We start from the raw sequence: 20,048 nt of genomic DNA on the forward strand, positions 1-20,048 counted from the left end.
GCTGAACTCCCCCTCCACGAAAGTTGATCGAAGCGACAAGATAATGCTGGTGATCCACCACCGAATCGAAGCCCAGGCCCACTGGGATGCCGAACTGGAACTGACCTTTGACGCCCGCAGCAAGAGCCGCCTGCGCTGCTTCACCCGCGACGGCGAAGAGGTCGGCTTGTTCCTGCCGCGCGGCCAGTCGCCGCTGCGCGATGGCGAATGCCTGCGCGCCGAGGATGGACGCATCGTGCGCGTGGTTGCTCGCCCCGAGGCGCTGCTTCACGTGACCTGCGCCAACGCCTTCGAGCTGACCCGCGCCGCCTACCACCTGGGCAACCGCCACGTCGCCCTGCAGATTGGCGACGGTTGGCTGCGCCTGCTCGACGACTACGTCCTGAAAGACATGCTGGCGCAGATGGGCGCCAGCACCGAAGCGGTGGAAGCGCCCTTCCAGCCCGAGCACGGCGCCTACGGCGGTGGACACCACCACTCCCACGCCGGTGAGGAAGAGTTCTCCTACGCCCCGCGCCTGCACCAGTTCGGCGTACGCAAATGAATCCGGCCTGGGCATTGCTGCGCCTGGCCAGTCCTCAGTTGCCCATCGGTGGTTACAGTTACTCCCAGGCGCTGGAACTGGCGGTGGAACAGGCGCAAGTACACGACGAAGCCAGCGCCAGCCATTGGCTGACGGACCAGTTGCTGCTCAACCTGGCGCGCTTCGAGGCCCCCCTGCTGCTCGCCCACTGCGAAGCGGCGGCGAACGACGACTGGCAGCGCCTGGGCGAACTCGCCGACCAGCATCAGGGTAGCCGTGAAACCCGCGAACTGCGCCTGGAAAGCCGGCAGATGGGCTACTCGCTGGAGCAACTGCTCGCCGGCCTGCCGGAGCAGGATGATGCCGCCCGCACCTTTCTCGCTGCCCGCGCCGAACCCGGCCTGGCCTGTGCCTGGGCGCTGGCCGCGCGCGCCTGGAACCTCTCACCGGCAGACGCCCTGGCCGCCTGGCTGTGGGGTTGGCTGGAGAATCAGCTGGCGGTGCTGATGAAGACGCTGCCGCTCGGCCAGCAGGCCGCGCAGCGGCTCACCTCGCAATTGCTACCGACCCTGCAACAGGCGCAACGGCAGGCCGAGCAGTTACCCGAACGACACTGGGGCAGCGCCGTGTTCGGCCTGGCCCTGGCGAGCATGGCCCACGAGCGGCAGTACAGCCGCCTGTTCCGTTCCTGAGCCGCCCCGACAGATACAGACAGCCGCGCCCCGGCACGGCCTAGCGATGGAGTAAGAAAGACGATGAACAGCCAACCCTTGCGTGTCGGCATCGGCGGCCCGGTCGGTTCAGGCAAGACCGCCCTCACCCTGGCGCTGTGCCGTGCCCTGCGCGAACGCTACAACCTGGCGGTGGTGACCAACGACATCTACACCCAGGAAGACGCCGAGTTCCTGGTGCGCAACGAGGCCCTGCCACCGGAGCGCATCATCGGCGTGGAAACCGGCGGCTGCCCGCACACCGCGATCCGCGAAGACGCCTCGATCAACCTGGAAGCCGTCGACCAGCTCAACCGGCGCTTCCCGGGGCTGGACCTGATCATCGTCGAATCCGGCGGCGACAACCTCTCGGCGACCTTCAGCCCGGAGCTCTCCGACCTGACGCTGTACGTGATCGACGTTTCCGCCGGCGACAAGCTGCCGCGCAAGGGCGGCCCGGGCATCTGCAAGTCGGACCTGCTGGTAATCAACAAGGTCGACCTGGCCGAACAGGTCGGCGCCTCGCTGGAGGTGATGGACCGCGACGCACGCAAGATGCGCGGCGAACGCCCCTTCGTCTTCAGCAACCAGAAAGTCGGCCAGGGTCTCGACGAGATCATCGCCTTCATCGAACGCCAGGGCATGCTCGGCGCCTGATTTCCTTTTCTGCACCAAGGAGCTTCACCATGAATGCACGCAAGACCCTGGCAGCCGCCGCACTGCTGCTGACTCCGGCCCTGGCCTTCGCCCACCCGGGGCACGGCGACTCCGGTCTGGTCGCCGGTATCGCTCACCCCATTACCGGGCTGGATCACCTGCTGGCGATGGTCGCGGTCGGCCTGTGGGCCGCGCAGCAGCAGGGCAAAGCCCGCTGGGCACTGCCGGTCACCTTCGTCGTCACCATGCTGCTCGGCGGCCTGGTCGGCTTCGAAGGCGTCGAGCTGCCGCTGATGGAGACCGGCATCGCCGCCTCGGTGCTGGCGCTTGGCCTGCTGGTCGCCCTGGCGGTGCGTCCGCCGCTGAGCCTGGCCGTGGCGCTGACCGCGCTGTTCGCCTGCGCCCACGGCGTGGCCCACGGCCTGGAGCTGCCGGAGCTGTCGAGCCCTTGGGCCTATGCCTTCGGCTTCGTCGTCGCCACAGCCGCCCTGCATGGCCTGGGCTACGCGGTAGCACGCAGCCTGCCGCAAGCCGCCGCGCCGCTGGTACGCATCGCCGGCGCCGCCTCTGCCGTGGCCGGAGCCTGGCTACTGGCCGCCTGAGACAAGTAGACCCAAAAGACGGCGGCAGACGAGCAGTCTGCCGCCGTCTTTGCTTTTAGCCTCCCGAATTGCTGGAATACACGTCTCGACGTTTAGGGACGGATACACTATATATGCGCAGAATCCTGGTCACCGGCGGAGCCGGCTTCATCGGCTCGGAGGTGGTACGACTGCTGGTCGGCAACGGCTGCTTCGAGGTCGCCAACCTCGACAAACTCACCTATGCCGGCAACCTGGAGTCCCTGGCTTCGATTGCCGAGTCTCCACACTACCGCTTCTACCCGGCCGATATCTGCGATGCCGCCGCGCTGGCACAGGTGTTCGCCGAATTCCGCCCCGACGCAGTGATGCACCTGGCCGCCGAGTCCCACGTGGACCGCTCCATCGACGGCCCGGCCGACTTCATCACCACCAATATCGTCGGCACCTACACCCTGCTCGAAGCCATCCGTGCCTACTGGAACGGCCTGGAGGCCGAGGCCCGCGCAGCGTTCCGTTTCCACCACATTTCCACCGACGAGGTGTACGGCGACCTGGAGGACGACGGCTCGCTGTTCCACGAAGAAACGCCCTACGCGCCCAGCTCACCCTACTCCGCCTCAAAAGCCAGCTCCGACCACCTGGTACGTGCCTGGCAGCGCACCTACGGCCTGCCGGTGCTGGTGACCAACTGCTCGAACAATTACGGGCCGTTCCACTTCCCCGAGAAGTTGATCCCGCACATGATCCTCAACGCCCTGCACGACAAACCGCTGCCGGTGTACGGGGACGGCGGGCAGATCCGCGACTGGCTCTACGTGGAGGACCACGCCCGTGCCCTGCTGCAGGTGCTGACCCAGGGTGAGCCAGGGCAGACCTACAACATCGGCGGGCACAACGAGAAACGCAACCTGGAGGTGGTCGAGACCCTCTGCGACCTGCTCGACGAACTGCGTCCGCGTGCCGACGGCGCCAGCTACCGAGCGCAGATCACCTTCGTCAAGGATCGCCCCGGACACGACCGACGCTACGCCATCGACGCCGGCAAGATCGCCCGCGAGTTGGGCTGGACCCCGGCGGAGACCTTCGACAGCGGGCTGCGCAAGACCGTGCAGTGGTACCTGGACAACCCCACCTGGTGGCAACGCGTGCTCAACGGCGACTACCGCCTGGCACGCCTGGGAGACGCACAATGAAGGGTATCATCCTCGCCGGCGGCTCCGGCACCCGGCTGCATCCGATCACCCGTGGCGTGTCCAAGCAACTGCTGCCGATCTACGACAAGCCGATGATCTACTACCCGCTATCGGTGCTGATGCTCGCCGGCATCCGCGAGGTGCTGGTGATTTCCACCCCCGACGACCTGCCAAATTTCCGCAAGCTGCTGGGTAATGGCAGCGAGTTCGGTATCCAGCTCAGTTATGCCGAGCAACCCTCTCCGGACGGCCTGGCCCAGGCCTTCCTGATCGGCGAGGCGTTTATCGGCGAGGACAGCGTCTGCCTGATCCTCGGTGACAACATCTTCTACGGTCACGGCTTCAGCGCCATGCTCGCCGAAGCTGCGGCCCGTCCGCGCGGCGCCACGGTGTTCGGCTACCACGTCAATGACCCGCAGCGCTTCGGCGTGGTCGAGTTCGATACCGAAGGCCGCGCGCTGTCCATCGAGGAAAAGCCCAGGCAGCCGAAATCCAACTACGCCGTCACCGGCCTGTACTTCTACGATAACGACGTCGTCGAGATCGCCCGTAATATCCGGCCCTCTCCACGCGGCGAACTGGAGATCACCGACGTCAACAACGCCTATCTGCAGCGTGGCGACCTTAATGTCGCGTTGCTTGGTCGTGGCTTCGCCTGGCTCGACACCGGTACCCACGACTCGCTGATGGAGGCCAGCCACTATGTGCAGACCATCGAAGCGCGCCAGGGGCTGAAGGTCGCCTGCCTGGAAGAAATCGCCTTTCTTCAGGGGTGGCTGGGCATCGACGACCTCCTTCGACAGGGAAACTCACTCGAGAAAACCGGCTACGGCCAATACCTGTTGAAACTGATCAAGGAACACGCGTGAACGTCATCGAAACCGTCCTCCCAGGCGTCCTCATCATCGAGCCCAAGGTCTTCGGCGATGCCCGAGGGTTCTTCCTGGAGAGCTTCCAGCAGCAACGCTACGCCGAGGCGGGTATCGAGCTGCCGTTCGTTCAGGACAACCATTCGCGCTCCCGGCGCGGCGTCCTTCGCGGCCTGCACTTCCAGAAGAGCCGCCCCCAGGGCAAGCTGGTCAGCGTCACCCGCGGCGCGGTGTATGACGTGGCGGTGGACATCGACCCCGCCTCGCCCACCTGCGGCCGCTTCGTCGGCGTCGAATTGAACGACGAGAACCACCGCCAGATATGGGTACCGCCTGGCTATGCACACGGCTTCTGCGTCCTCAGCGAAACGGCGGACTTCACCTACAAGTGCACGGACTACTACGAACCTGGCGACGAAGGCGGCCTGGCCTGGAACGACATCGACGTGGCAATTCCCTGGCCGCTGGAGGCGCCGCAGTTGTCGGCCAAGGACCAGAGCAACCCGACACTGCGCGAACTGTTGGCAAGCCGCCCATGAAGCTTCTGATCACGGGTGCCAACGGACAACTCGGCGAGGAGCTGAAGCGTCTGGCCGACGACTTTGGCTTCCAGCCGCTAGCGCAAGGTTCCCAGGCGTTGGATATCACCGATGCGGCGCAGGTCGACACACGCGTCGTCGAGCTTTCGCCCGACGTGATCATCAACGCTGCCGCCTACACCGCCGTGGACAAGGCCGAAAGCGAGCCCGAGCGGGCTTACGCGGTGAACCGTGACGGTCCGGGTAATCTTGCCAGGGCCGCCCAGACGCTTGGCATTCCCCTGCTGCACGTATCCACCGACTACGTGTTCGACGGCAGCGGCGAGCGTCTCTGGCACGAGAACGATCGTCCAGCCCCGCTGGGCGTCTACGGCGCCAGCAAACTCGCAGGCGAGCAAGCCGTGGAGCAGTACTGCGCACGTTATTTGATCCTGCGCACCAGTTGGGTATTCGGCGTCCACGGCAACAACTTCGTGAAGACCATGCTGCGCCTGGGTGCCGAGCGCGAACGCCTGGGCGTGGTAGCGGACCAGTTCGGCGGACCTACGCCAGCCGCGGACATCGCCCGCACCCTGCTCACCCTGGCCCAAAGGCTGGTCACGCAGCCCACCTGTCCCAGCGGCATCTACCACTACAGCGGATCGCCCGCCTGCTCCTGGCATGCCTTCGCCAGTGAGATCTTTTGCCAGGCACAGGCATTGGGCTTGCTGGACAAGGCGCCACAGTTGGACGCCATCGGTACTGCAGACTACCCGACCCCCGCCCGTCGCCCGGCCAACTCACGGCTCAGCGGCGAGGCTCTGCTCCGGGATTTCGCCATCGCCCCGCCAGACTGGCGCCAGGGACTGAGTGAGGTCCTGGCGACGTTGCGCGCTCAGCGTAGCTGACTGTCCTTGCTGCCGCGCCGGTTATAGCCGGACACCGCCTGGCGCTGGCGGTCGAGCTCGGCCTGGCAGTTGATGCACAGGCGCACGCCGGGCACCGCCCGGCGGCGCGCCTCGGGAATAGGCACATCGCACTCCTCGCAATGGGTCAGGCTCTCGCCGTGCGGGAGTTGGCTGCGCGCCCGCTGCACTGCGTCGTCGACGGTGCTGTCGATCTGCTCCTGTACCGCGCCTTCGCGTGCCCATCCGGTTGCCATGCAACACCTCCACACTAGGGGTCTGTTAACGCTTCGTTCACGGCCGCGAACGAAACGTCAATCAGCCTAACGAATAGCCTGCCTACCGCGATCACTCCTCCACGTTCATGAAGCGCCGCGCCCAATCGATGTAATCCTCCGGCTGGGTGTAGGTATGAGTGAGTTCGGTGGCACCCAGTTCGGAGCCCTGCACGCCACGCTGCTCACGCAGGCAATCATAGGTCGCCTTGATCGCGGCGAAGTACGCGGCGTGACCGTTGACCACGATGCGCACCCCCAGCGCCGCCAGACGCTCGTTGTCGCGCAGCTTGGGATTGCCGTAAGTGACCAGCATGATCGGCAGCCTCAGGTGCTCACTGATACGCTCCAGGTGTTCGAAGTCTTCGATGCCAACCAGGCAAATGCCGTCGCTCCCCGCCTCCTGGTAGGCCAGGCAACGATCGATGGTGCACTCGATCGACTGCACGCCGGCGTGGGTGCGGGCGATGATCGACAGCGTCGGGTCGACCCGCGCCTCCAGTGCGGCGCGCAACTTGCCGACGCCCTCGCCGATGCTGATCAGGTCGGTGGATTTGCGACCGTACTGCGCCGGCAGCAGGGTGTCCTCGAGCGTCAACGCGGCAACGCCGGCCCGCTCGAGCTCCATCACCGTACGCATGGCGTTGAGGGCATTGCCGTAGCCATGGTCGGCATCGGCGATGACGGGCAGGCCGGCGACACGCCCGATGCGCGTGGCCTGCTCGACGAATTCGGAAAGCGTGATCAGGGCGAAGTCCGGCGCGGCGAGTACCTGCAACGAGGCGACCGAACCGCCGAGGATGCCGACTTCAAAACCGAGGTCCGTGGCGATACGCGCGGACATCGGATCGAAGACCGAAGCGGTGTGATAGCAGCGCTCGTGCTGCAACAGCGCACGAAACGCCAGGCGCAAGGCGTGGTGGGAATTTTTCTGCATGCAAGTGTCCATGGCGAAATGGATCCTGCCAGTCTGCTCGCTGTATTTCCCTCGGGCTGGCTTGGGACGACCGACATCTCGACGACCCTGGAGATGTCACTGCGGACAATACTACCCCTTGCGCCAGGGCCTCCGCGCCCCCACCTTATGCGTCTGACGCAAATTTGTCCGTAGAGACCCCTCATGAGCGACGCACCCTATATCTTCGACGTATCAGGCGCCGCCAGCTTCGAGCAGCTGGTAATCGAGAACTCTTTCCACAAGCCCGTCCTTGTGGACTTCTGGGCCGAATGGTGCGCGCCCTGCAAGGCGCTGATGCCGCTACTGGCGAAGATCACCGAGGAGTACGCCGGCGAGCTGCTGCTGGCCAAGGTCAACTGCGATATCGAGCAGGACATCGTGATGCGCTTCGGCATCCGCAGCCTGCCGACCGTAGTGTTGTTCCGCGACGGCCAGCCGGTGGACGGCTTCGCCGGTGCGCAGCCGGAGTCGGCGATCCGGCAGATGCTCGAACCCCACGTGGCACTGCCGCCAGAGCCCGAGGCGGATCTGTTGGAAAGCGCCCAAGCCGCCTTCGCCGAAGGCCGTACCGGGGAGGCCGAGGCCCTGCTCAAGACCCTGCTGAACGAAGACAACGGCAACGCCGCCGCATTGATTCTCTACGCCCGCTGCCTGGCCGAACGCGGCGAACTCGGCGAAGCCGAGGCCGTGCTGAATGCGGTGACGGGCGACGAACACAAGCAGGCCCTGGCCGGCGCACGTGCGCAATTGACCTTCCTCCGCCAGTCCGCCGAGCTGCCCGAGATGGCGGAACTCAAGTCACGCCTGGCGCAGGATGCCGGCGACGACGAGGCGCTGTACCAGTTGGCGATCCAGCAACTGGCGCGCCAGCAGTATGAGGCGGCCCTGGACGGCTTGCTCAAGCTGTTCCTGCGTAACCGCAGCTATGCCGAAGGGCTGCCGCACAAGACCCTGCTGCAGGTCTTCGAGCTGCTCGGCAACGAGCATCCGCTGGTTACCCAGTATCGTCGTCGCCTTTACCAGGCGCTCTACTGATCGATCCACAGGTACAGCGGGGTCTCGCGGCCCTGCTCCACGCGTACCTGGGGTGCATGACGCAGACGCACCAGCAAGCGCTTGCCGGCCTGTTCGCCGCCCGCCAGAGCGGCCAGTTGAGCGAGCAACTCCGGTCCTTCGATGCGTCCGGCACTGCGCAGCAACGCCTGGGCAAGCGCCCAGTGTCGGTCGCCAGCGTCGGGTGGCGCATTGCGCGGCAACGACGCCGGCGCGTCCACGCCTGACCCACTCGGCACCGACCCGAGCTGGCCGCTCAACAGCGCAAGCTCGCGTTCGTCCAGATCGATCTGCAAGTCCACCGGCCAGTCACCCACCGTTCCCCTGATTCGCACCGTCGTCACCTCCGTCCTGTCTGTGACTATGCTCCCACGACCGGTGGTTGACGCCAACGTCGCACAATCCCTAGGTAAGCATTTTAAAATTTGTTATAACGTAGCAAATTCTTGCCCACTGGAGTTGCTCCCATGCGCCCTGCCCTGTTCGCGCTGTCCCTGCTCACCGCCACGCTGGCCCACGCCCACGAAGATCATGACCACGAACATGGCGCGCTGGGTGCCCACGAGCACGGTGTCGCCCAACTCGACGTGGTTCTCGAAGGCGACAGCCTGCAGCTGCAGATGGAGAGCCCGGCGATGAACATCGTCGGTTTCGAGCATGCCGCCAGCAGCGATGCCGACAAAGCCACACTGGCCGAGGCCCGCGCGCAACTGGAGAAGCCCGACACCCTGTTCGGTCTTCCGGCGGCGGCTGGCTGCAAGCTCGCTGGCGTGGATCTGGACAGCCCACTGTTCGGTGATGCCGAACACGAGCACGCCGATGAAGATCACGATCACGATCACGATCACGATCACGATCACGATCACGAGGATCATGACGGACACGCCGGGCACCAGCACAGCGATATCGATGCCGGCTACCGCTTCAGCTGCACGGATAGCGATGAGCTCGACGCCATCGACTTCGCCGGCTTCTTCGAGCGCTTCCCGGCGACCCATGAGATCCGCGTCCAGGCCATCGGCCCGAATGGCCAGCAAGGCGGCGAACTGACTCCGACGGATGCGCGCCTGGCCTTCTGATGAACACTCTGCAGATCAGCGGCCTGCGCTTCGCCTGGCCTGGGCAGCCGACGCTGCTGGCGATAGACAGCTTCCACCTGGCGGCCGGGGAAACCCTCTTCCTGCACGGCCCCAGCGGGAGCGGCAAAACCACCCTGCTGAGTTTGCTCGGTGGGGTGCAGACGGCCAGCAGCGGGCAGGTTAAGCTGCTCGAGCAGGACCTGGGCCAGCTACGCATGGGCGCACGCGATCGCTTCCGCGCCGATCACAGTGGCTTCATCTTCCAGCAGTTCAATCTGTTGCCGTTCCTCGCCGTGCGCCACAACGTCGAGTTGCCGTGCCGCTTTTCCAGGCTGCGCCGGCAGCGCGCCGAACAGCGCCACGGCAGCGTCGAGCGGGCCGCCGAGCACCTGCTGCAACGCCTGGGACTGCCGGCCGAGCTGGCCGAACGGCGCGCCGACAGCCTGTCGATCGGCCAGCAGCAGCGCGTCGCCGCGGCTCGCGCCCTGATCGGCCAACCCGAGTTGGTGATCGCCGATGAACCCACATCGGCGCTCGATGCGGACAGCCGCGAGGCCTTCCTGGGCCTGCTCTTCGAGGAGTGCCAGGCCGCTGGCGCAAGCCTGCTGTTCGTCAGCCACGATCGCGCCCTGGCCAGCCTGTTCGACCGTAGCGTCGCCCTCGCGCAGCTCACCGAGTGACTCCATGCACCTGATCCGTATCGCCCTGGCCAGCCTGGCCAATCGTCGCTTCACCGCCGCCATCACGGTGTTGGCGATCGCCCTCTCGGTGTGCCTGCTGCTCGCCGTGGAGCGCGTGCGCAACGAGGCGCGCGCCAGCTTCGCCGCCACCGTCAGCGGCACCGACCTGGTGGTCGGCGCACGCTCCGGCCCGGTCAATCTGCTGCTCTATTCGGTGTTTCGTATCGGCAACGCCACCAACAACATCCGCTGGGACAGCTTCGAGCACTTCGCCAATCACCCGCAGGTGAAATGGGCGATCCCCCTGTCACTGGGCGATTCGCACCGTGGCTACCGGGTCCTGGGCACCAGCAGCGCCTACTTCGAGCACTACCGCTATGGCCGCGGGCAGCCCCTGGCGCTGCGCGAAGGCCGTGCGTTCGGCGACGACCCGTTCGAAGTGGTGCTCGGCGCCGAGGTGGCTCAGGCGCTGAACTACCACCTCGGGCAGCAGATCGTGCTCGCCCATGGCGTGGCCAGCGTGGCGCTGGTCAAGCATGACGACAAGCCGTTTACCGTGGTCGGCATCCTCGCCCGTACCGGCACGCCGGTCGATCGTACGCTGCACATCTCGCTGCAGGGCATGACAGCCCTGCACGTCGACTGGCGCAGCGGTGCGCCGGCACGCGGCAACGCCCGGGTCAGCGCCGAGCAGGCGCGGCACATGGACCTCACGCCCCAGGACATCACCGCCTTCATGCTCGGCCTGAAGAACCGGGTGGCGACCTTCGCGCTGCAACGTGAGATCAACGAATACCGGGGCGAGCCCTTGCTGGCCATCCTCCCCGGTGTCGCCCTGCAAGAACTGTGGAGCCTGATGGGCACGGCGGAGAAGGCACTCCTGGTGATTTCGCTGTTCGTCGTCGCCACCGGCCTGGTGGGCATGCTCACCGCGATCCTCGCGAGCCTGGGCGAACGGCGTCGGGAAATGGCCATCCTGCGTTCCGTAGGCGCACGCGCCTGGCATATCGCCGGACTGCTGATGCTCGAGGCGCTGCTGCTCGCCGGGCTCGGCATGCTCTTGGGCCTAGCGTTACTCTATGCCGGCATCGCCGTGGCACAATCGCCGCTACAGGCTTACTACGGGCTGTACCTGCCGCTGGCAGCGCCGAGCCGCTACGAATGGACGTTGCTCGGCGGCGTGCTGCTGGCGGCCCTGGCGATCGGCGGTGTGCCAGCTTGGCGCGCCTATCGCCAGTCGCTTGCCGATGGCCTGTCGATCCGTCTCTGAGGTGTGCTGCATGCGTCCGTCGTTCTACCTGTTAGCCCTGCTCTGCGCCTGGCCGGCCCTGGCCGCCGAGCCACGCGAGCTCGGCTGGGAGGAAATGATCCCCGCTGATGCCGTTCAGGAAGAGGACGCCCCGCGGGCGCTGCACGATCCCTCGCTCAGTGCGGCACAACAGGAAAGCGCACCCGCCGTGGCCCAGCAGCAACCGGCCGCACCGGTAGTGGAAGCTCTGAATGGCGTGCAGGTGAAGCTACCCGGCTACGTGGTGCCCCTGGAGATCAGCGAGGAAGGCCAGGTCACCGAGTTTCTCCTGGTGCCTTATTTCGGCGCCTGCATCCATGTTCCGCCGCCGCCCTCCAACCAGATCGTGCATGTGCGTAGCCATAGCGGCGTGCGCCTTGATGCACTTTGGCAGCCGTTCTGGATCGAGGGCGAATTGCGCGTGGAGCATAGCGACAGCGAGCTGGCGGCCGCGGGCTACGCGATGAGTACGGACGAGATCCGTCCCTACGAATGAAACACCGGGGCCGCCGTGGCGGCGGCTCCGCTCAGTCGGCGCGGGCCAGACTGCCCTGCTGACGTTCCCAGTCCAACTGCCCCTGTGCCCAGTCCCGCCATTCGCGCACGCGACGACGGTCGGCACCGGCCCGCTCGGCCTGACGCAAGGCGTCGAGCCCCGCCTGCCAGCGTTCCTGCTCCAGCTCCAACTGCGCGACATAGAGCCAATGCTCCGGCTTGCTCGAGTGATCGGCCAGATCGCGGTACAGGCGCACGGCCTGTTGCCGATCGCGCGCCTGCCACCAAAGTTGCGCCAAGCGCTCCTGATGCTTGGCGTCGCGCGGCAGCAGGCCGCTGTCGAGCATACCCGCCAGCATCCGCGCACCCTGCCAGGGCTGACCGGCCGCGGACGCCAACAGGACCAGGTTGTCCAATTCCCCCGCATCGAAACGCACGCCCTTGGCGTAGGCGGTACGCAACGTGGCGAGGGCATTGTCGTCCTTCCCGGCGAGTTGCTGCAGACCGGCGAGCTGACGCCAGGCATTCGCCTGGTCGGGATGACGCAACAGCAAGCGCCGCTGCCAGGTCTCGGCCGCGGCGTAGCGCTTGAGATCGGCGTTGGCGGCGACCAGGAACTGCAGCCAGCGGTCTCCTGCTTTCGGATTGGCCTGCACATAGCGCTCGGCCAGCGGCAGGGCCTTGTCGTACTGTTTCAGGCCCTGATAGGCCTGCACCAGCATCAGTTGCACCTCCTCGGTCTGCGCGGGCATGCCGGCCAGCAGCTTCACCACCGGCGTGTAGCGCTCCTCGGAGAGATTCAGCTTGGCCAGGTTGAGGCGCTCGACCTCGGCCACTTCGGCGTCCAGCTTGCCGCTGGACAGCGCCTTGTCGAGAAACTCGATAGCCTGCGCATTGCGCCCCTCGGCCCAGGCCACATAAGCGCTGCTGCGCCAAAGCAGTGCTTCCTCGACGGAGCCCGGCGTGGCCTGCACCGACTCCAGGGCGCGTCGAGCGGCCGCGTAGTCCCCCTTCTGCTGGGCGACCTGGGAGTCGTTGAGCACCTTGAACACCGCGGGTGACACGGTCTGCGCCGCCGCCAGCGAGGTTGCGGAGCAGAGCAGCGCCGCGATCAGCAATCTGCGCATCAGGACCTCCCTCCTTCGAGACGGAAATACAGGGTTTTCACCGCTTCGCGGTCCACCGAGAGCCCACCCTCGGTGCGCGGGGCGAAGCGCCAGCGCACCGCGGCGCGGCGGGCCTCGCGGTCGAAGACGTTCCTTGGCGAGGACTCCACCACCCGCACGTTTTCGACACGCCCGGCGCGGTTGATGGTGAAGGCCAGCTTCACGTAGCCCTCGATCCCCCGCCGCAGGGCAAAGTCCGGGTAGTTCGGCCGTACATCGTTGAGCGGTACCACCTCGCTGTCGTCGCCACCCAGCTTACCGCCACCCGCATCGTCGGCCGTGCTCGGCGCGCTGGGCGCCGGCGCGGGTGCCTGGGCTTTCGCCGCACTCAGGCCGCTGAGGCTGGGCGTCGGTGCGCTGGACAGTTGGATGCCGCTGTCCAGCGTCGGCAGCTCCAGGTCGAGCTTGGGCAGGTTGGCGTTCGGCGTGGCCATGTTCGGCGTCGGCGGAGCCGGCGGTTGCGGCGTCGGTGGCTCCGGCTGCTTGGGCGCCTGCTGGCGGTTGCGCGTGGCGGTGTCGTTGGAGTCGCCGTCGGCGCGCACGAAGCTGGCCACGCTGATCGGCTCGTCGCTGGGCATGCGCGACGGCGGCGCGACCATCGCCAGCATCAGCGCGAACAGCAGCAGTGCCATCAGGCAGCCGCCGAGCAACGACAGGGGCACACGCACGTGCATCAGTTGCCTCCGGCGGTGGCGGCCAGTGCGACGTCGACGACCCCGGCGGCGCGCGCCTGATCCATCACCTGCACGACCAGGCCAGTACGCGCATCCTGGTCGGCCTGGACAACGACCGCGCCATCGGGCTGATCGACGCGCATGCGCTCGATGGTGGCGCGCAGGCTGCGCACGTCGACGGGCTGCTTGTCGATCCAGATCTGCCCGTCGGCGGTAACCGCGACAAGGATGTTGCCCTTGTCCTGGGGCGCAGCTGTCTGCGCCTGGGGGCGCTGAATCTCGACACCGGTTTCCTTGATGAAGGTACTGGTGACGATGAAGAAGATCAGCATGATGAAGACGACGTCGAGCATCGGCGTCAAGTCGATGCCGGTTTCCTCATCCTGTACGTGGTGGCGACGCATGCGCATCAGGCATTCCTCAATCGTGACGCAGCTGGTCGGCCAGCCGCTCCAGAGCCAGGCGCGCGTTACGTTCCAGACGCGCCAGGCTGAACAGTCCAGTGATGGCCAGGACCATGCCGGCCATGGTGGGCAGGGTCGCCTGCCAGACGCCGGCGGCCATGCCGCGGGGGTTGCCGCTGCCATTGGTTGCGAGCACGTCGAACACCGCGATCATGCCACTGACGGTGCCCAGCAGGCCCAGCAGCGGGTACAGCGCCACCAGGGCACGCGAGAGTCGCAACGGCGCACTCAGACGCTGCCGTGCCTGCGCCAGCCAGGCACTGCGCACGGCGCGCTGCCAATGGCCTACACCGGCATGACAGATCACTTCCCACTCGACACGGCGGGCATCGGCCCAGCGCGGGAACACCCGGCGGATGAACCAGAGCCGCTCGAACACCAAGGTCCAATAGATCACGCACAACCCGGCCAGCGCCCACATGACCAGACCACCGGTGGACATGAAGTCCAACAGTGCGTAGACGCGGTCTACCAACGGTAGCCAGAGGGCGTTCAGATCAGTCACGGCGCGGGGTTCCGGACAGGTGCAGGGCGATCAGACCCGCGCTCTGCTGTTCCAGTAGCTGCACCAGCCCCTTGCTGCGACTGGCCAACAGGCTATGCAGGAACAGCAGCGGAATGGCCACCACCAGGCCAAGCACCGTGGTCACCAGCGCCTGGGAGATGCCGTCGGCCATCAGGCGCGAGTCGCCACCGCCGGACTGGGTGATCGCCTGGAAGGTCACGATCATTCCGGTCACGGTGCCCAGCAGGCCGAGCAACGGCGCCACTGCACTGAGCAGTTTGAGCAAGCCCTGGCCTCGCTCCAGCGGCGGAGTTTCCTGGAGGATCGCCTCGTCCAGCTTGAGCTCCAGGGTCTCCAGATCCGCCAGTTGCGGCTTGGGCCCGAGCACGCCGATGACACGCCCCAGCGGGTTGTCGTCACGGGGCATGGACAGTTCGCGCAGCTGCTGCGCGACACGCCGACGCACACCGCCCAGGTAGACCATGCGCCAGATCGCCAGGGCGAGACCGAAGACGCCCAGCGCCAGGATCACCCAGCCCACCAGGCCACCCTGCTGGGTACGATCCCAGAGTCCGGGTTCGCGCTGCAGTTGCGCCAGTAGCGTGCCACGGGTCGGGTCGATCGGCAGCGGCGCCACAGCCGCAGTGCTGCTCATGTAGTCGTCCAGCAACCCCAGTCCCGAAGGCTGTTTGGGCGGCGCCAGCAGTTCGTGGCTGTCGGCGTCGTAGCGCAGCATCGCGTCGTTGGTATAGGCCGAGAAGTTACCCACGCGCAGTACCGGGCGGGTCTCGCGGCTACCGTCGGCGGCCACCACCGGCAGGTCGACACGTTCGACGCGGCCACCGGCGGTGAGGTCTTCGAGCAGCAGCATCCAGTAGTTCTCGAGGTCGTCAGCCGACGGCAAGGCACGGCTCTCGGAGAGCTTGCGCAGTGCCGCCAGACGCTTCGGATACTGGGCGTTGAGCAGATTGTCCTGCCATTGGTTGGCGACGTCGCCGGCGCTCTGACGAATCACCCCGAAGACTTCGCCCAGGGTGCCGCTACGCTGGGCCAGCAGCTTCTCCTGCTCGGCCAGCTCGTTCTCCTGGCGGTCGAACTCGGCTTTCAGGCGCTCGGCCTCGGCCTTCTGCTCGGCCAGCGCAGCCTTGGCTTTCGCCAGCAACTGAGTGCGCTGGCTACTTTCGGCGACGAAGGTCTTCTCACGGTCAGCCATGGCCTGCTCTTCGGCCGCGCGCTCGCTGCGCACGCGCTGCAGCAACTGGTCCGGCGTGAGGGGTTCGGCTGCCTGCACCGCCAGCGGCAGCAGCAGGCAGCTCAGCAATACGGCACGGATCATTGCGCGGCCTCCTTGGCCAGGGTCTTCACTGGCAGTTCGAGATAGGTCGGGGCCTGCTGCTGGCGGGCGATGTCGATGGCATGCGCCAGCGGCCGCCGGGCGTCATTGTCGAGCACTTCCCAGTGCTGCGCCGCCGGGTTCCACCAGCCACTCTCGTGAGCATCGAGGGTCTGGTAATAGAGCATGGTGCGGCCCAGGCGGAAGAACTCGACACTGCGCGGATTGCCGCCGTCATCGAGCTCGCCGCGCCAAGCTTCCAGGGTGCGTCCGTAGTCGCTCTCGATGCGGTAGGCCTCGAGGATTCGCCGGTATTTTTCGGCAACACTGACATCCGCTCGCGGCAACAACGCCTTGAGCTGGAACATGCGGTCCTCACGCTCCTCGGGAAGGAACGGCAGATCGGCCTCGACGAACTCGCCCAGCACCTCGACCATGCGCTGCATCAGCGGCACGACGGCCTGCTGGGTCCGCTCGATGCCATCGAGCTGCGCCTGGTAGCCGGCCAGCTCCTCGCGCTGCGCCGCGACGAGGTCACGCATTTGCGCGTTGTAGCCTTTCAGCGCTTCGGCCTGCTGCAGTGCGTTGCGGTATTCGCCGAGCATCTCGCGGCTGGCGTCGTCCATCTGGTCGATACGTGCCTGGGAGGCCTGAGCCTCGTCCGCCAGACGCTGGCTCTCCTCGAGCGCCTGGTCCAGGGGCGCCGCCGCCAGGGGCAGACACACCGACAACAGTGCGCCAGCGAGCAGGCGGGTCGGGTAGGAAGTCATGCGAAGCCTTGCCTCGAAATTGGTGTAGAAAAGAATCGGGAGCGATCCCTTGCGTCGGTCAGCGTCGCGCCTTGGCACGATGCGACCGGGCGAGATGATACGCCTTCGCAGACCGATTCGTGAAGGAGAAACATTATCATCCGCGAACCGATGCCCTATATCCCACACGATAAAAGCGGTTTAGCGACAGGGCCAGCCAGCGACGCAAGCACGTACCGACCATTGAGCTAAGTCAAGACCCCCTGGGGGGTGAAGCCTAAGATGGCGCCACCAACTAGAAACATGACTCGACTGGAGCTCACCTATGCGCAAGTCCCTTCTGACCCTGGCCGTTCTCTCGGCCGCCCTGGCCGCGCCGTTCGCCCAAGCGCACGAAGCCGGTTCCTTCATCGTCCGCGCCGGTGCGGCGACGGTCGATCCGCATGAAGACAGCAGCACACTGAAACTCGATGGCACCTCCCTGGCTGGCACCAAAGCCACCGTCGATAGCGATACCCAACTCGGTCTGACCTTCAGCTACATGCTGACGGACCATGTGGGCGTGGAACTCGTGGGTGCCACCCCCTTCCAACATGAAATTGGTGTCAGGGGCGCTGGGCTTGATGGCAAATTGGCCGACGTCAAACACCTGCCGCCGACCGTGCTCCTGCAGTACTACCCGCTGGCCCCGAGCTCGGCATTTCAACCCTACGTCGGTGCCGGCCTGAACTACACCACGTTCTTCCAGGAGGATCTGACCAGCGAACGCAAAGCGCAGGGTTTCCATAACCTGGATCTGGATGACTCGTTTGGCGTGGCATTCGAAGCCGGCATGGACTACATGCTCACCGACAAACTGCTGGTCAACGCCGCCGTCTGGTACATGGATATCGATACCAAGGCGACCGTCGACCTGGGCGCTAGCCGGGTCAAGGCGGATGTGGACATCGACCCCTGGGTCTACATGGTCGGCCTGGGCTACAAGTTCTAAGTCGAACCACGAAAGAAAACAGGCGCCTCGGCGCCTGTTTTCGTTTCATCGTTTCAAGCCTGGAGCAAACGCCGCAAGCCACTATCGATGGGCGTGGGCTGCCCCAGCCGATAGTGCTGGAGCAAACGCGCGTTGTCCGCCCGGGAATGGCGAATATCACCGGCACGCGACGGCTGGTAATTGATCGCCGGCAACCCTCCACAGAGTTTCCCCAGTGCCTCGAGCAACTGGTTCAAGCTCGTCGCACCGCCCAGCCCCACGTTCACCGCCCCCTGAGCAGGGCAGCGATCCAGCGCCTGCAGCAGCAACTGCACAAGATCGCCTACATAGAAGAAGTCACGGGTCTGCTCGCCATCGCCAAAGACGGTGATCGGCAAACGGCGACGCACGCGATCGACGAAAATGCTGATCACCCCCGAATAGGGCGAAGCGGGATCCTGGCGGGGACCGTAGACGTTGAAGAAACGAAACACCGCCGGCTCGAGCGCATGTTCGCGACGGTAGAAATCCAGGTAGTGCTCGCTGGCCAGCTTGTCCGCCGCATAGGGCGTCAGCGGCGCCAGCGGCGTGTCCTCGCGAATCGCCTCGCCTTCACCGTTCTGCCCATACACTGCCGCGCTGGAGGCAAACACCACACGGCGCACGCCCTGTTCGCGCATCGCCTCGCACAACGTCAGGGTTCCGATGAAGTTGCTCCGGTGCGTACCCGCCGGATCCTCCACCGAGGCTTGTACCGAGGCCACCGCGGCTAGGTGCACCACCGCCTGGCAGCCGCGCAAGGCAGTGGCAACGCGGGTAGCGTCAGCCACATCGCCCTCGATGAAGCGCAGCGCAGGATGCTCCAGCGGCAGGTTGTGACGATGCCCTGCAGAGAGATTATCAAGCACCGTGACCCGATCGCCCCGCGCCAGCAGTGCGTCGACCAGGTGCGAACCAATGAAGCCGGCGCCGCCGGTTACCAGGATGTCAGCCACGGCGGTAATAACGCTCCAGCAGGGCCGGCAGGGCCGCACGCCAGGCGCGCGGCTTGACGCCGAAGGTGTTGAAAATCTTCTTGCAGGCGAGCACTGCGTTCTGCGGTTCCAGGGCGGTATCGCTCAGGCTGCCATGGGCCTGGGCCTCGATCTGCGCCGGCAAAACGGCGCGCAGGTTGCGCGCCTCGGCGATGATCGCCTGCCCAAGGGCCAGCGCCGTCGTAGCCTCCTGACCACCGTAATGGTAGGTGCCCCAGAGCGGTGCCTCGCAGTCCAGTTGCTTGAGTACCGCCAGCATTACCCGGGCGACGTCATCCACCGGGCAGGGATTGCCACGCCGGTCGTCCGCCAGCGGCAGCAAGCCATCCTGCGCGGCGCGACCGAGGAAGCGGCCGAGCAGGCCGTCCTCGCTGTCGTCTAGCAGCCAGCCGAAACGCAGCAGCACATGCCGCGGACAGAGCTCGCGCACGCGCTGCTCGATCCGCCACAGCGCGTGGCCGCGAGCCCCCAGTGGCGCGGGCTCGTCGCGCTCCGAATAAGCGGTGGCACGCGCGCCATCGAAGAGCAGATAGCTGGACGGCTGCAGCAGCACGATGTGATGGTGCTGGCACAGCTCGGCGAGGCGTTCGACGGCCTGTTCCTGTTCGGCCAGACGCGCGGGATCGACCTGTTCGAGCTGGAACCAGTCCCGGTAGAAAGCCAGATTGACCAGAGCGTCCGGACGGGTGTCGTCGAGTAGCTGGGTGAGGCTGGCAACATCCCAGCCTGCCGCCGGCGGGCGCGGCGCGAGGAAGCTGATGTCATCCTCGGCACCGAGCCGGATCAGGGCGTGGCCCAGTGCGTTACCGCCACCGAGCAGCATGAGGCGCATGCGCATGTCGCGTGTTCGGACCTGCGCTTAGAACGGGATGTCGTCGTCGAAGCTGTCGTAGTCCGGTGCCGGTTGCGGCGCAGGCTGCGAGGGCTGCGGACGCTCCTGGCGCGGTGCGGCCTGCGGACGCTCCTGACGCGGCGCACGGGGGGCGTCGTCGCCGGCGTTGCCACCACGGCTACCGAGCAGCTGCATGGTGCCGCCCATGTCCACCACGATCTCGGTGGTGTAACGATCCTGGCCGTCCTGCCCCTGCCATTTACGCGTCTGCAGGCGTCCTTCGACGTAGCATTGCGAACCCTTGCGCAGGTACTCACCAGCGATTTCCGCAACCTTGCCGAAGAACACCACGCGGTGCCATTCGGTACGCTCCTGGAGCTGGCCGGTCTGCTTGTCCTTCCAGCTGTCGGTGGTGGCCAGGGTGACGTTGGTCACCGCATTGCCATTGGGCAGGTAGCGAGTTTCCGGATCGCCACCGATGTTACCGACCAGGATGACTTTGTTAACCCCACGGGCCATGACGATCTCCTCGAC

General features: G+C 66.0%; 26 protein-coding genes. 14 read left to right on the plus strand and 12 right to left on the minus strand.

The genetic code is table 11. The features are described from left to right. The first annotated feature begins 43 nt into the window (after positions 1–43). The 8 genes from ureE (at position 44) to rfbD (ending at position 5,962) form a co-directional block, all read left to right on the plus strand. Positions 44–544, plus strand: a complete 501-nt coding sequence (gene ureE, locus ACYRGX_RS00455; RefSeq protein ID WP_473054667.1) for an urease accessory protein UreE — start codon at positions 44–46, stop codon at positions 542–544. Beyond that, positions 541–1,215 (plus strand): urease accessory protein UreF, encoded by a 675-nt coding sequence (locus ACYRGX_RS00460; RefSeq protein WP_473054668.1) that lies wholly within the window; start codon positions 541–543, stop codon positions 1,213–1,215. Before ureE ends, ACYRGX_RS00460 begins: the two co-directional genes overlap by 4 nt. Positions 1,216–1,278: 63 nt before the next feature. Then, positions 1,279–1,890, plus strand: a complete 612-nt coding sequence (gene ureG, locus ACYRGX_RS00465) for an urease accessory protein UreG (protein WP_473054669.1) — start codon at positions 1,279–1,281, stop codon at positions 1,888–1,890. A 29-nt stretch (positions 1,891–1,919) separates the two neighbouring features. Beyond that, positions 1,920–2,492: a HupE/UreJ family protein gene (locus ACYRGX_RS00470; RefSeq protein ID WP_473054670.1), complete on the plus strand. Its 573-nt coding sequence runs from the start codon at positions 1,920–1,922 to the stop codon at positions 2,490–2,492. A 113-nt stretch (positions 2,493–2,605) separates the two neighbouring features. Beyond that, a complete protein-coding gene (rfbB, locus tag ACYRGX_RS00475) occupies positions 2,606–3,667 on the plus strand; it encodes a dTDP-glucose 4,6-dehydratase (RefSeq protein ID WP_473054671.1) in 1,062 nt (353 codons plus the stop codon). Next, positions 3,664–4,536: a glucose-1-phosphate thymidylyltransferase RfbA gene (gene rfbA / locus ACYRGX_RS00480; RefSeq protein WP_473054672.1), complete on the plus strand. Its 873-nt coding sequence runs from the start codon at positions 3,664–3,666 to the stop codon at positions 4,534–4,536. Before rfbB ends, rfbA begins: the two co-directional genes overlap by 4 nt. Continuing rightward, a complete protein-coding gene (gene rfbC, locus ACYRGX_RS00485; protein WP_473054673.1) occupies positions 4,533–5,075 on the plus strand; it encodes a dTDP-4-dehydrorhamnose 3,5-epimerase in 543 nt (180 codons plus the stop codon). Before rfbA ends, rfbC begins: the two co-directional genes overlap by 4 nt. Then, positions 5,072–5,962: a dTDP-4-dehydrorhamnose reductase gene (gene rfbD / locus ACYRGX_RS00490; RefSeq protein ID WP_473054674.1), complete on the plus strand. Its 891-nt coding sequence runs from the start codon at positions 5,072–5,074 to the stop codon at positions 5,960–5,962. The genes rfbC and rfbD overlap by 4 nt, the downstream gene beginning before the upstream one ends. On the opposite strand, the gene ACYRGX_RS00495 is transcribed toward rfbD, so the two are convergent. Both ACYRGX_RS00495 and ACYRGX_RS00500 read right to left on the minus strand, forming a co-directional pair. Continuing rightward, positions 5,950–6,216 carry a DksA/TraR family C4-type zinc finger protein gene (locus tag ACYRGX_RS00495; protein ID WP_473054675.1) on the minus strand — a complete coding sequence of 89 codons (267 nt, stop codon included), beginning with the start codon at positions 6,214–6,216 and terminating at the stop codon, positions 5,950–5,952. The genes rfbD and ACYRGX_RS00495 overlap by 13 nt on opposite strands. A gap of 91 nt (positions 6,217–6,307) precedes the next feature. Next, positions 6,308–7,171, minus strand: a complete 864-nt coding sequence (locus tag ACYRGX_RS00500) for an isocitrate lyase/PEP mutase family protein (protein ID WP_473054676.1) — start codon at positions 7,169–7,171, stop codon at positions 6,308–6,310. Between the two features lie 183 nt (positions 7,172–7,354). Here ACYRGX_RS00500 and trxA point away from each other — a divergent pair, with 183 nt between their 5' ends. Then, entirely contained in the window at positions 7,355–8,227 is an 873-nt protein-coding gene (gene trxA, locus ACYRGX_RS00505; protein WP_473054677.1) for a thioredoxin, read from the plus strand. Here trxA and ACYRGX_RS00510 read toward each other — a convergent pair. Then, positions 8,221–8,580, minus strand: a complete 360-nt coding sequence (locus ACYRGX_RS00510) for a hypothetical protein (protein WP_473054678.1) — start codon at positions 8,578–8,580, stop codon at positions 8,221–8,223. The genes trxA and ACYRGX_RS00510 overlap by 7 nt on opposite strands. A gap of 132 nt (positions 8,581–8,712) precedes the next feature. On the opposite strand from ACYRGX_RS00510, the gene ACYRGX_RS00515 reads away from it, so the two are divergent. The 4 genes from ACYRGX_RS00515 to ACYRGX_RS00530 are packed head-to-tail and all read left to right on the plus strand — an operon-like array spanning position 8,713 to position 11,788. After that, positions 8,713–9,324 carry a DUF2796 domain-containing protein gene (locus ACYRGX_RS00515; RefSeq protein ID WP_473054679.1) on the plus strand — a complete coding sequence of 204 codons (612 nt, stop codon included), beginning with the start codon at positions 8,713–8,715 and terminating at the stop codon, positions 9,322–9,324. Then, positions 9,324–10,004, plus strand: a complete 681-nt coding sequence (locus ACYRGX_RS00520; protein ID WP_473054680.1) for an ABC transporter ATP-binding protein — start codon at positions 9,324–9,326, stop codon at positions 10,002–10,004. Before ACYRGX_RS00515 ends, ACYRGX_RS00520 begins: the two co-directional genes overlap by 1 nt. Before the next feature lie 4 nt (positions 10,005–10,008). Then, entirely contained in the window at positions 10,009–11,274 is a 1,266-nt protein-coding gene (locus tag ACYRGX_RS00525; RefSeq protein ID WP_473054681.1) for an ABC transporter permease, read from the plus strand. 10 nt (positions 11,275–11,284) lie between these two features. Then, entirely contained in the window at positions 11,285–11,788 is a 504-nt protein-coding gene (locus ACYRGX_RS00530; protein WP_473054682.1) for a DUF3299 domain-containing protein, read from the plus strand. 31 nt (positions 11,789–11,819) lie between these two features. Here ACYRGX_RS00530 and ACYRGX_RS00535 read toward each other — a convergent pair whose 3' ends face one another. From ACYRGX_RS00535 to ACYRGX_RS00560, 6 genes are read right to left on the minus strand one after another with little or no spacing between them, the layout of a single operon-like run. Then, a complete protein-coding gene (locus ACYRGX_RS00535; RefSeq protein ID WP_473054683.1) occupies positions 11,820–12,914 on the minus strand; it encodes a tetratricopeptide repeat protein in 1,095 nt (364 codons plus the stop codon). After that, positions 12,914–13,627: an energy transducer TonB gene (locus ACYRGX_RS00540; RefSeq protein ID WP_473054684.1), complete on the minus strand. Its 714-nt coding sequence runs from the start codon at positions 13,625–13,627 to the stop codon at positions 12,914–12,916. Before ACYRGX_RS00540 ends, ACYRGX_RS00535 begins: the two co-directional genes overlap by 1 nt. Next, positions 13,627–14,037, minus strand: coding sequence for an ExbD/TolR family protein (locus ACYRGX_RS00545; RefSeq protein WP_473054685.1), 411 nt, complete (start codon positions 14,035–14,037; stop codon positions 13,627–13,629). The genes ACYRGX_RS00540 and ACYRGX_RS00545 overlap by 1 nt, the downstream gene beginning before the upstream one ends. 10 nt (positions 14,038–14,047) lie before the next feature. Then, complete coding sequence (locus tag ACYRGX_RS00550; RefSeq protein WP_473054686.1) at positions 14,048–14,596, minus strand: MotA/TolQ/ExbB proton channel family protein; 549 nt, start codon at positions 14,594–14,596, stop codon at positions 14,048–14,050. Beyond that, entirely contained in the window at positions 14,589–15,932 is a 1,344-nt protein-coding gene (locus tag ACYRGX_RS00555; protein ID WP_473054687.1) for a MotA/TolQ/ExbB proton channel family protein, read from the minus strand. The genes ACYRGX_RS00550 and ACYRGX_RS00555 overlap by 8 nt, the downstream gene beginning before the upstream one ends. Beyond that, positions 15,929–16,699, minus strand: coding sequence for a DUF3450 domain-containing protein (locus ACYRGX_RS00560; RefSeq protein WP_473054688.1), 771 nt, complete (start codon positions 16,697–16,699; stop codon positions 15,929–15,931). The genes ACYRGX_RS00555 and ACYRGX_RS00560 overlap by 4 nt, the downstream gene beginning before the upstream one ends. 304 nt (positions 16,700–17,003) lie before the next feature. Here ACYRGX_RS00560 and ACYRGX_RS00565 point away from each other — a divergent pair, with 304 nt between their 5' ends. Beyond that, positions 17,004–17,669 (plus strand): OmpW/AlkL family protein, encoded by a 666-nt coding sequence (locus ACYRGX_RS00565; RefSeq protein WP_473054689.1) that lies wholly within the window; start codon positions 17,004–17,006, stop codon positions 17,667–17,669. Positions 17,670–17,722: 53 nt separating this feature from the next. On the opposite strand, the gene ACYRGX_RS00570 is transcribed toward ACYRGX_RS00565, so the two are convergent. Genes ACYRGX_RS00570 through ACYRGX_RS00580 form a run of 3 tightly spaced genes read right to left on the minus strand, consistent with a single transcriptional unit; the run spans position 17,723 to position 20,033 of the window. After that, positions 17,723–18,643, minus strand: a complete 921-nt coding sequence (locus tag ACYRGX_RS00570; RefSeq protein ID WP_473054690.1) for an NAD-dependent epimerase/dehydratase family protein — start codon at positions 18,641–18,643, stop codon at positions 17,723–17,725. Further along, positions 18,636–19,520 carry a sugar nucleotide-binding protein gene (locus ACYRGX_RS00575; RefSeq protein ID WP_473054691.1) on the minus strand — a complete coding sequence of 295 codons (885 nt, stop codon included), beginning with the start codon at positions 19,518–19,520 and terminating at the stop codon, positions 18,636–18,638. Before ACYRGX_RS00575 ends, ACYRGX_RS00570 begins: the two co-directional genes overlap by 8 nt. A gap of 21 nt (positions 19,521–19,541) precedes the next feature. Further along, complete coding sequence (locus ACYRGX_RS00580; RefSeq protein WP_473054692.1) at positions 19,542–20,033, minus strand: single-stranded DNA-binding protein; 492 nt, start codon at positions 20,031–20,033, stop codon at positions 19,542–19,544. Positions 20,034–20,048 lie beyond the last annotated feature (15 nt).

It is taken from the genome of Pseudomonas sp. R4-15, assembly GCF_055768815.1.

Coding starts and splice junctions, on each gene's coding strand:
- ACYRGX_RS00535 (WP_473054683.1), bottom strand. CDS start 12,914: ATGCGCAGATTGCTGATCGCGGCGCTGCTCTGCTCCGCAACCTCGCTG.
- ACYRGX_RS00470 (WP_473054670.1), top strand. CDS start 1,920: ATGAATGCACGCAAGACCCTGGCAGCCGCCGCACTGCTGCTGACTCCG.
- ureG (WP_473054669.1), top strand. CDS start 1,279: ATGAACAGCCAACCCTTGCGTGTCGGCATCGGCGGCCCGGTCGGTTCA.
- rfbB (WP_473054671.1), top strand. CDS start 2,606: ATGCGCAGAATCCTGGTCACCGGCGGAGCCGGCTTCATCGGCTCGGAG.
- trxA (WP_473054677.1), top strand. CDS start 7,355: ATGAGCGACGCACCCTATATCTTCGACGTATCAGGCGCCGCCAGCTTC.
- ACYRGX_RS00580 (WP_473054692.1), bottom strand. CDS start 20,033: ATGGCCCGTGGGGTTAACAAAGTCATCCTGGTCGGTAACATCGGTGGC.
- ACYRGX_RS00545 (WP_473054685.1), bottom strand. CDS start 14,037: ATGCGCATGCGTCGCCACCACGTACAGGATGAGGAAACCGGCATCGAC.
- ACYRGX_RS00520 (WP_473054680.1), top strand. CDS start 9,324: ATGAACACTCTGCAGATCAGCGGCCTGCGCTTCGCCTGGCCTGGGCAG.
- rfbA (WP_473054672.1), top strand. CDS start 3,664: ATGAAGGGTATCATCCTCGCCGGCGGCTCCGGCACCCGGCTGCATCCG.
- rfbD (WP_473054674.1), top strand. CDS start 5,072: ATGAAGCTTCTGATCACGGGTGCCAACGGACAACTCGGCGAGGAGCTG.
- ACYRGX_RS00460 (WP_473054668.1), top strand. CDS start 541: ATGAATCCGGCCTGGGCATTGCTGCGCCTGGCCAGTCCTCAGTTGCCC.
- ACYRGX_RS00555 (WP_473054687.1), bottom strand. CDS start 15,932: ATGATCCGTGCCGTATTGCTGAGCTGCCTGCTGCTGCCGCTGGCGGTG.
- ACYRGX_RS00515 (WP_473054679.1), top strand. CDS start 8,713: ATGCGCCCTGCCCTGTTCGCGCTGTCCCTGCTCACCGCCACGCTGGCC.
- ACYRGX_RS00575 (WP_473054691.1), bottom strand. CDS start 19,520: ATGCGCATGCGCCTCATGCTGCTCGGTGGCGGTAACGCACTGGGCCAC.
- ACYRGX_RS00500 (WP_473054676.1), bottom strand. CDS start 7,171: ATGCAGAAAAATTCCCACCACGCCTTGCGCCTGGCGTTTCGTGCGCTG.
- ACYRGX_RS00530 (WP_473054682.1), top strand. CDS start 11,285: ATGCGTCCGTCGTTCTACCTGTTAGCCCTGCTCTGCGCCTGGCCGGCC.
- ACYRGX_RS00540 (WP_473054684.1), bottom strand. CDS start 13,627: ATGCACGTGCGTGTGCCCCTGTCGTTGCTCGGCGGCTGCCTGATGGCA.
- ACYRGX_RS00495 (WP_473054675.1), bottom strand. CDS start 6,216: ATGGCAACCGGATGGGCACGCGAAGGCGCGGTACAGGAGCAGATCGAC.
- ACYRGX_RS00565 (WP_473054689.1), top strand. CDS start 17,004: ATGCGCAAGTCCCTTCTGACCCTGGCCGTTCTCTCGGCCGCCCTGGCC.
- ureE (WP_473054667.1), top strand. CDS start 44: ATGCTGGTGATCCACCACCGAATCGAAGCCCAGGCCCACTGGGATGCC.
- ACYRGX_RS00560 (WP_473054688.1), bottom strand. CDS start 16,699: ATGACTTCCTACCCGACCCGCCTGCTCGCTGGCGCACTGTTGTCGGTG.
- ACYRGX_RS00525 (WP_473054681.1), top strand. CDS start 10,009: ATGCACCTGATCCGTATCGCCCTGGCCAGCCTGGCCAATCGTCGCTTC.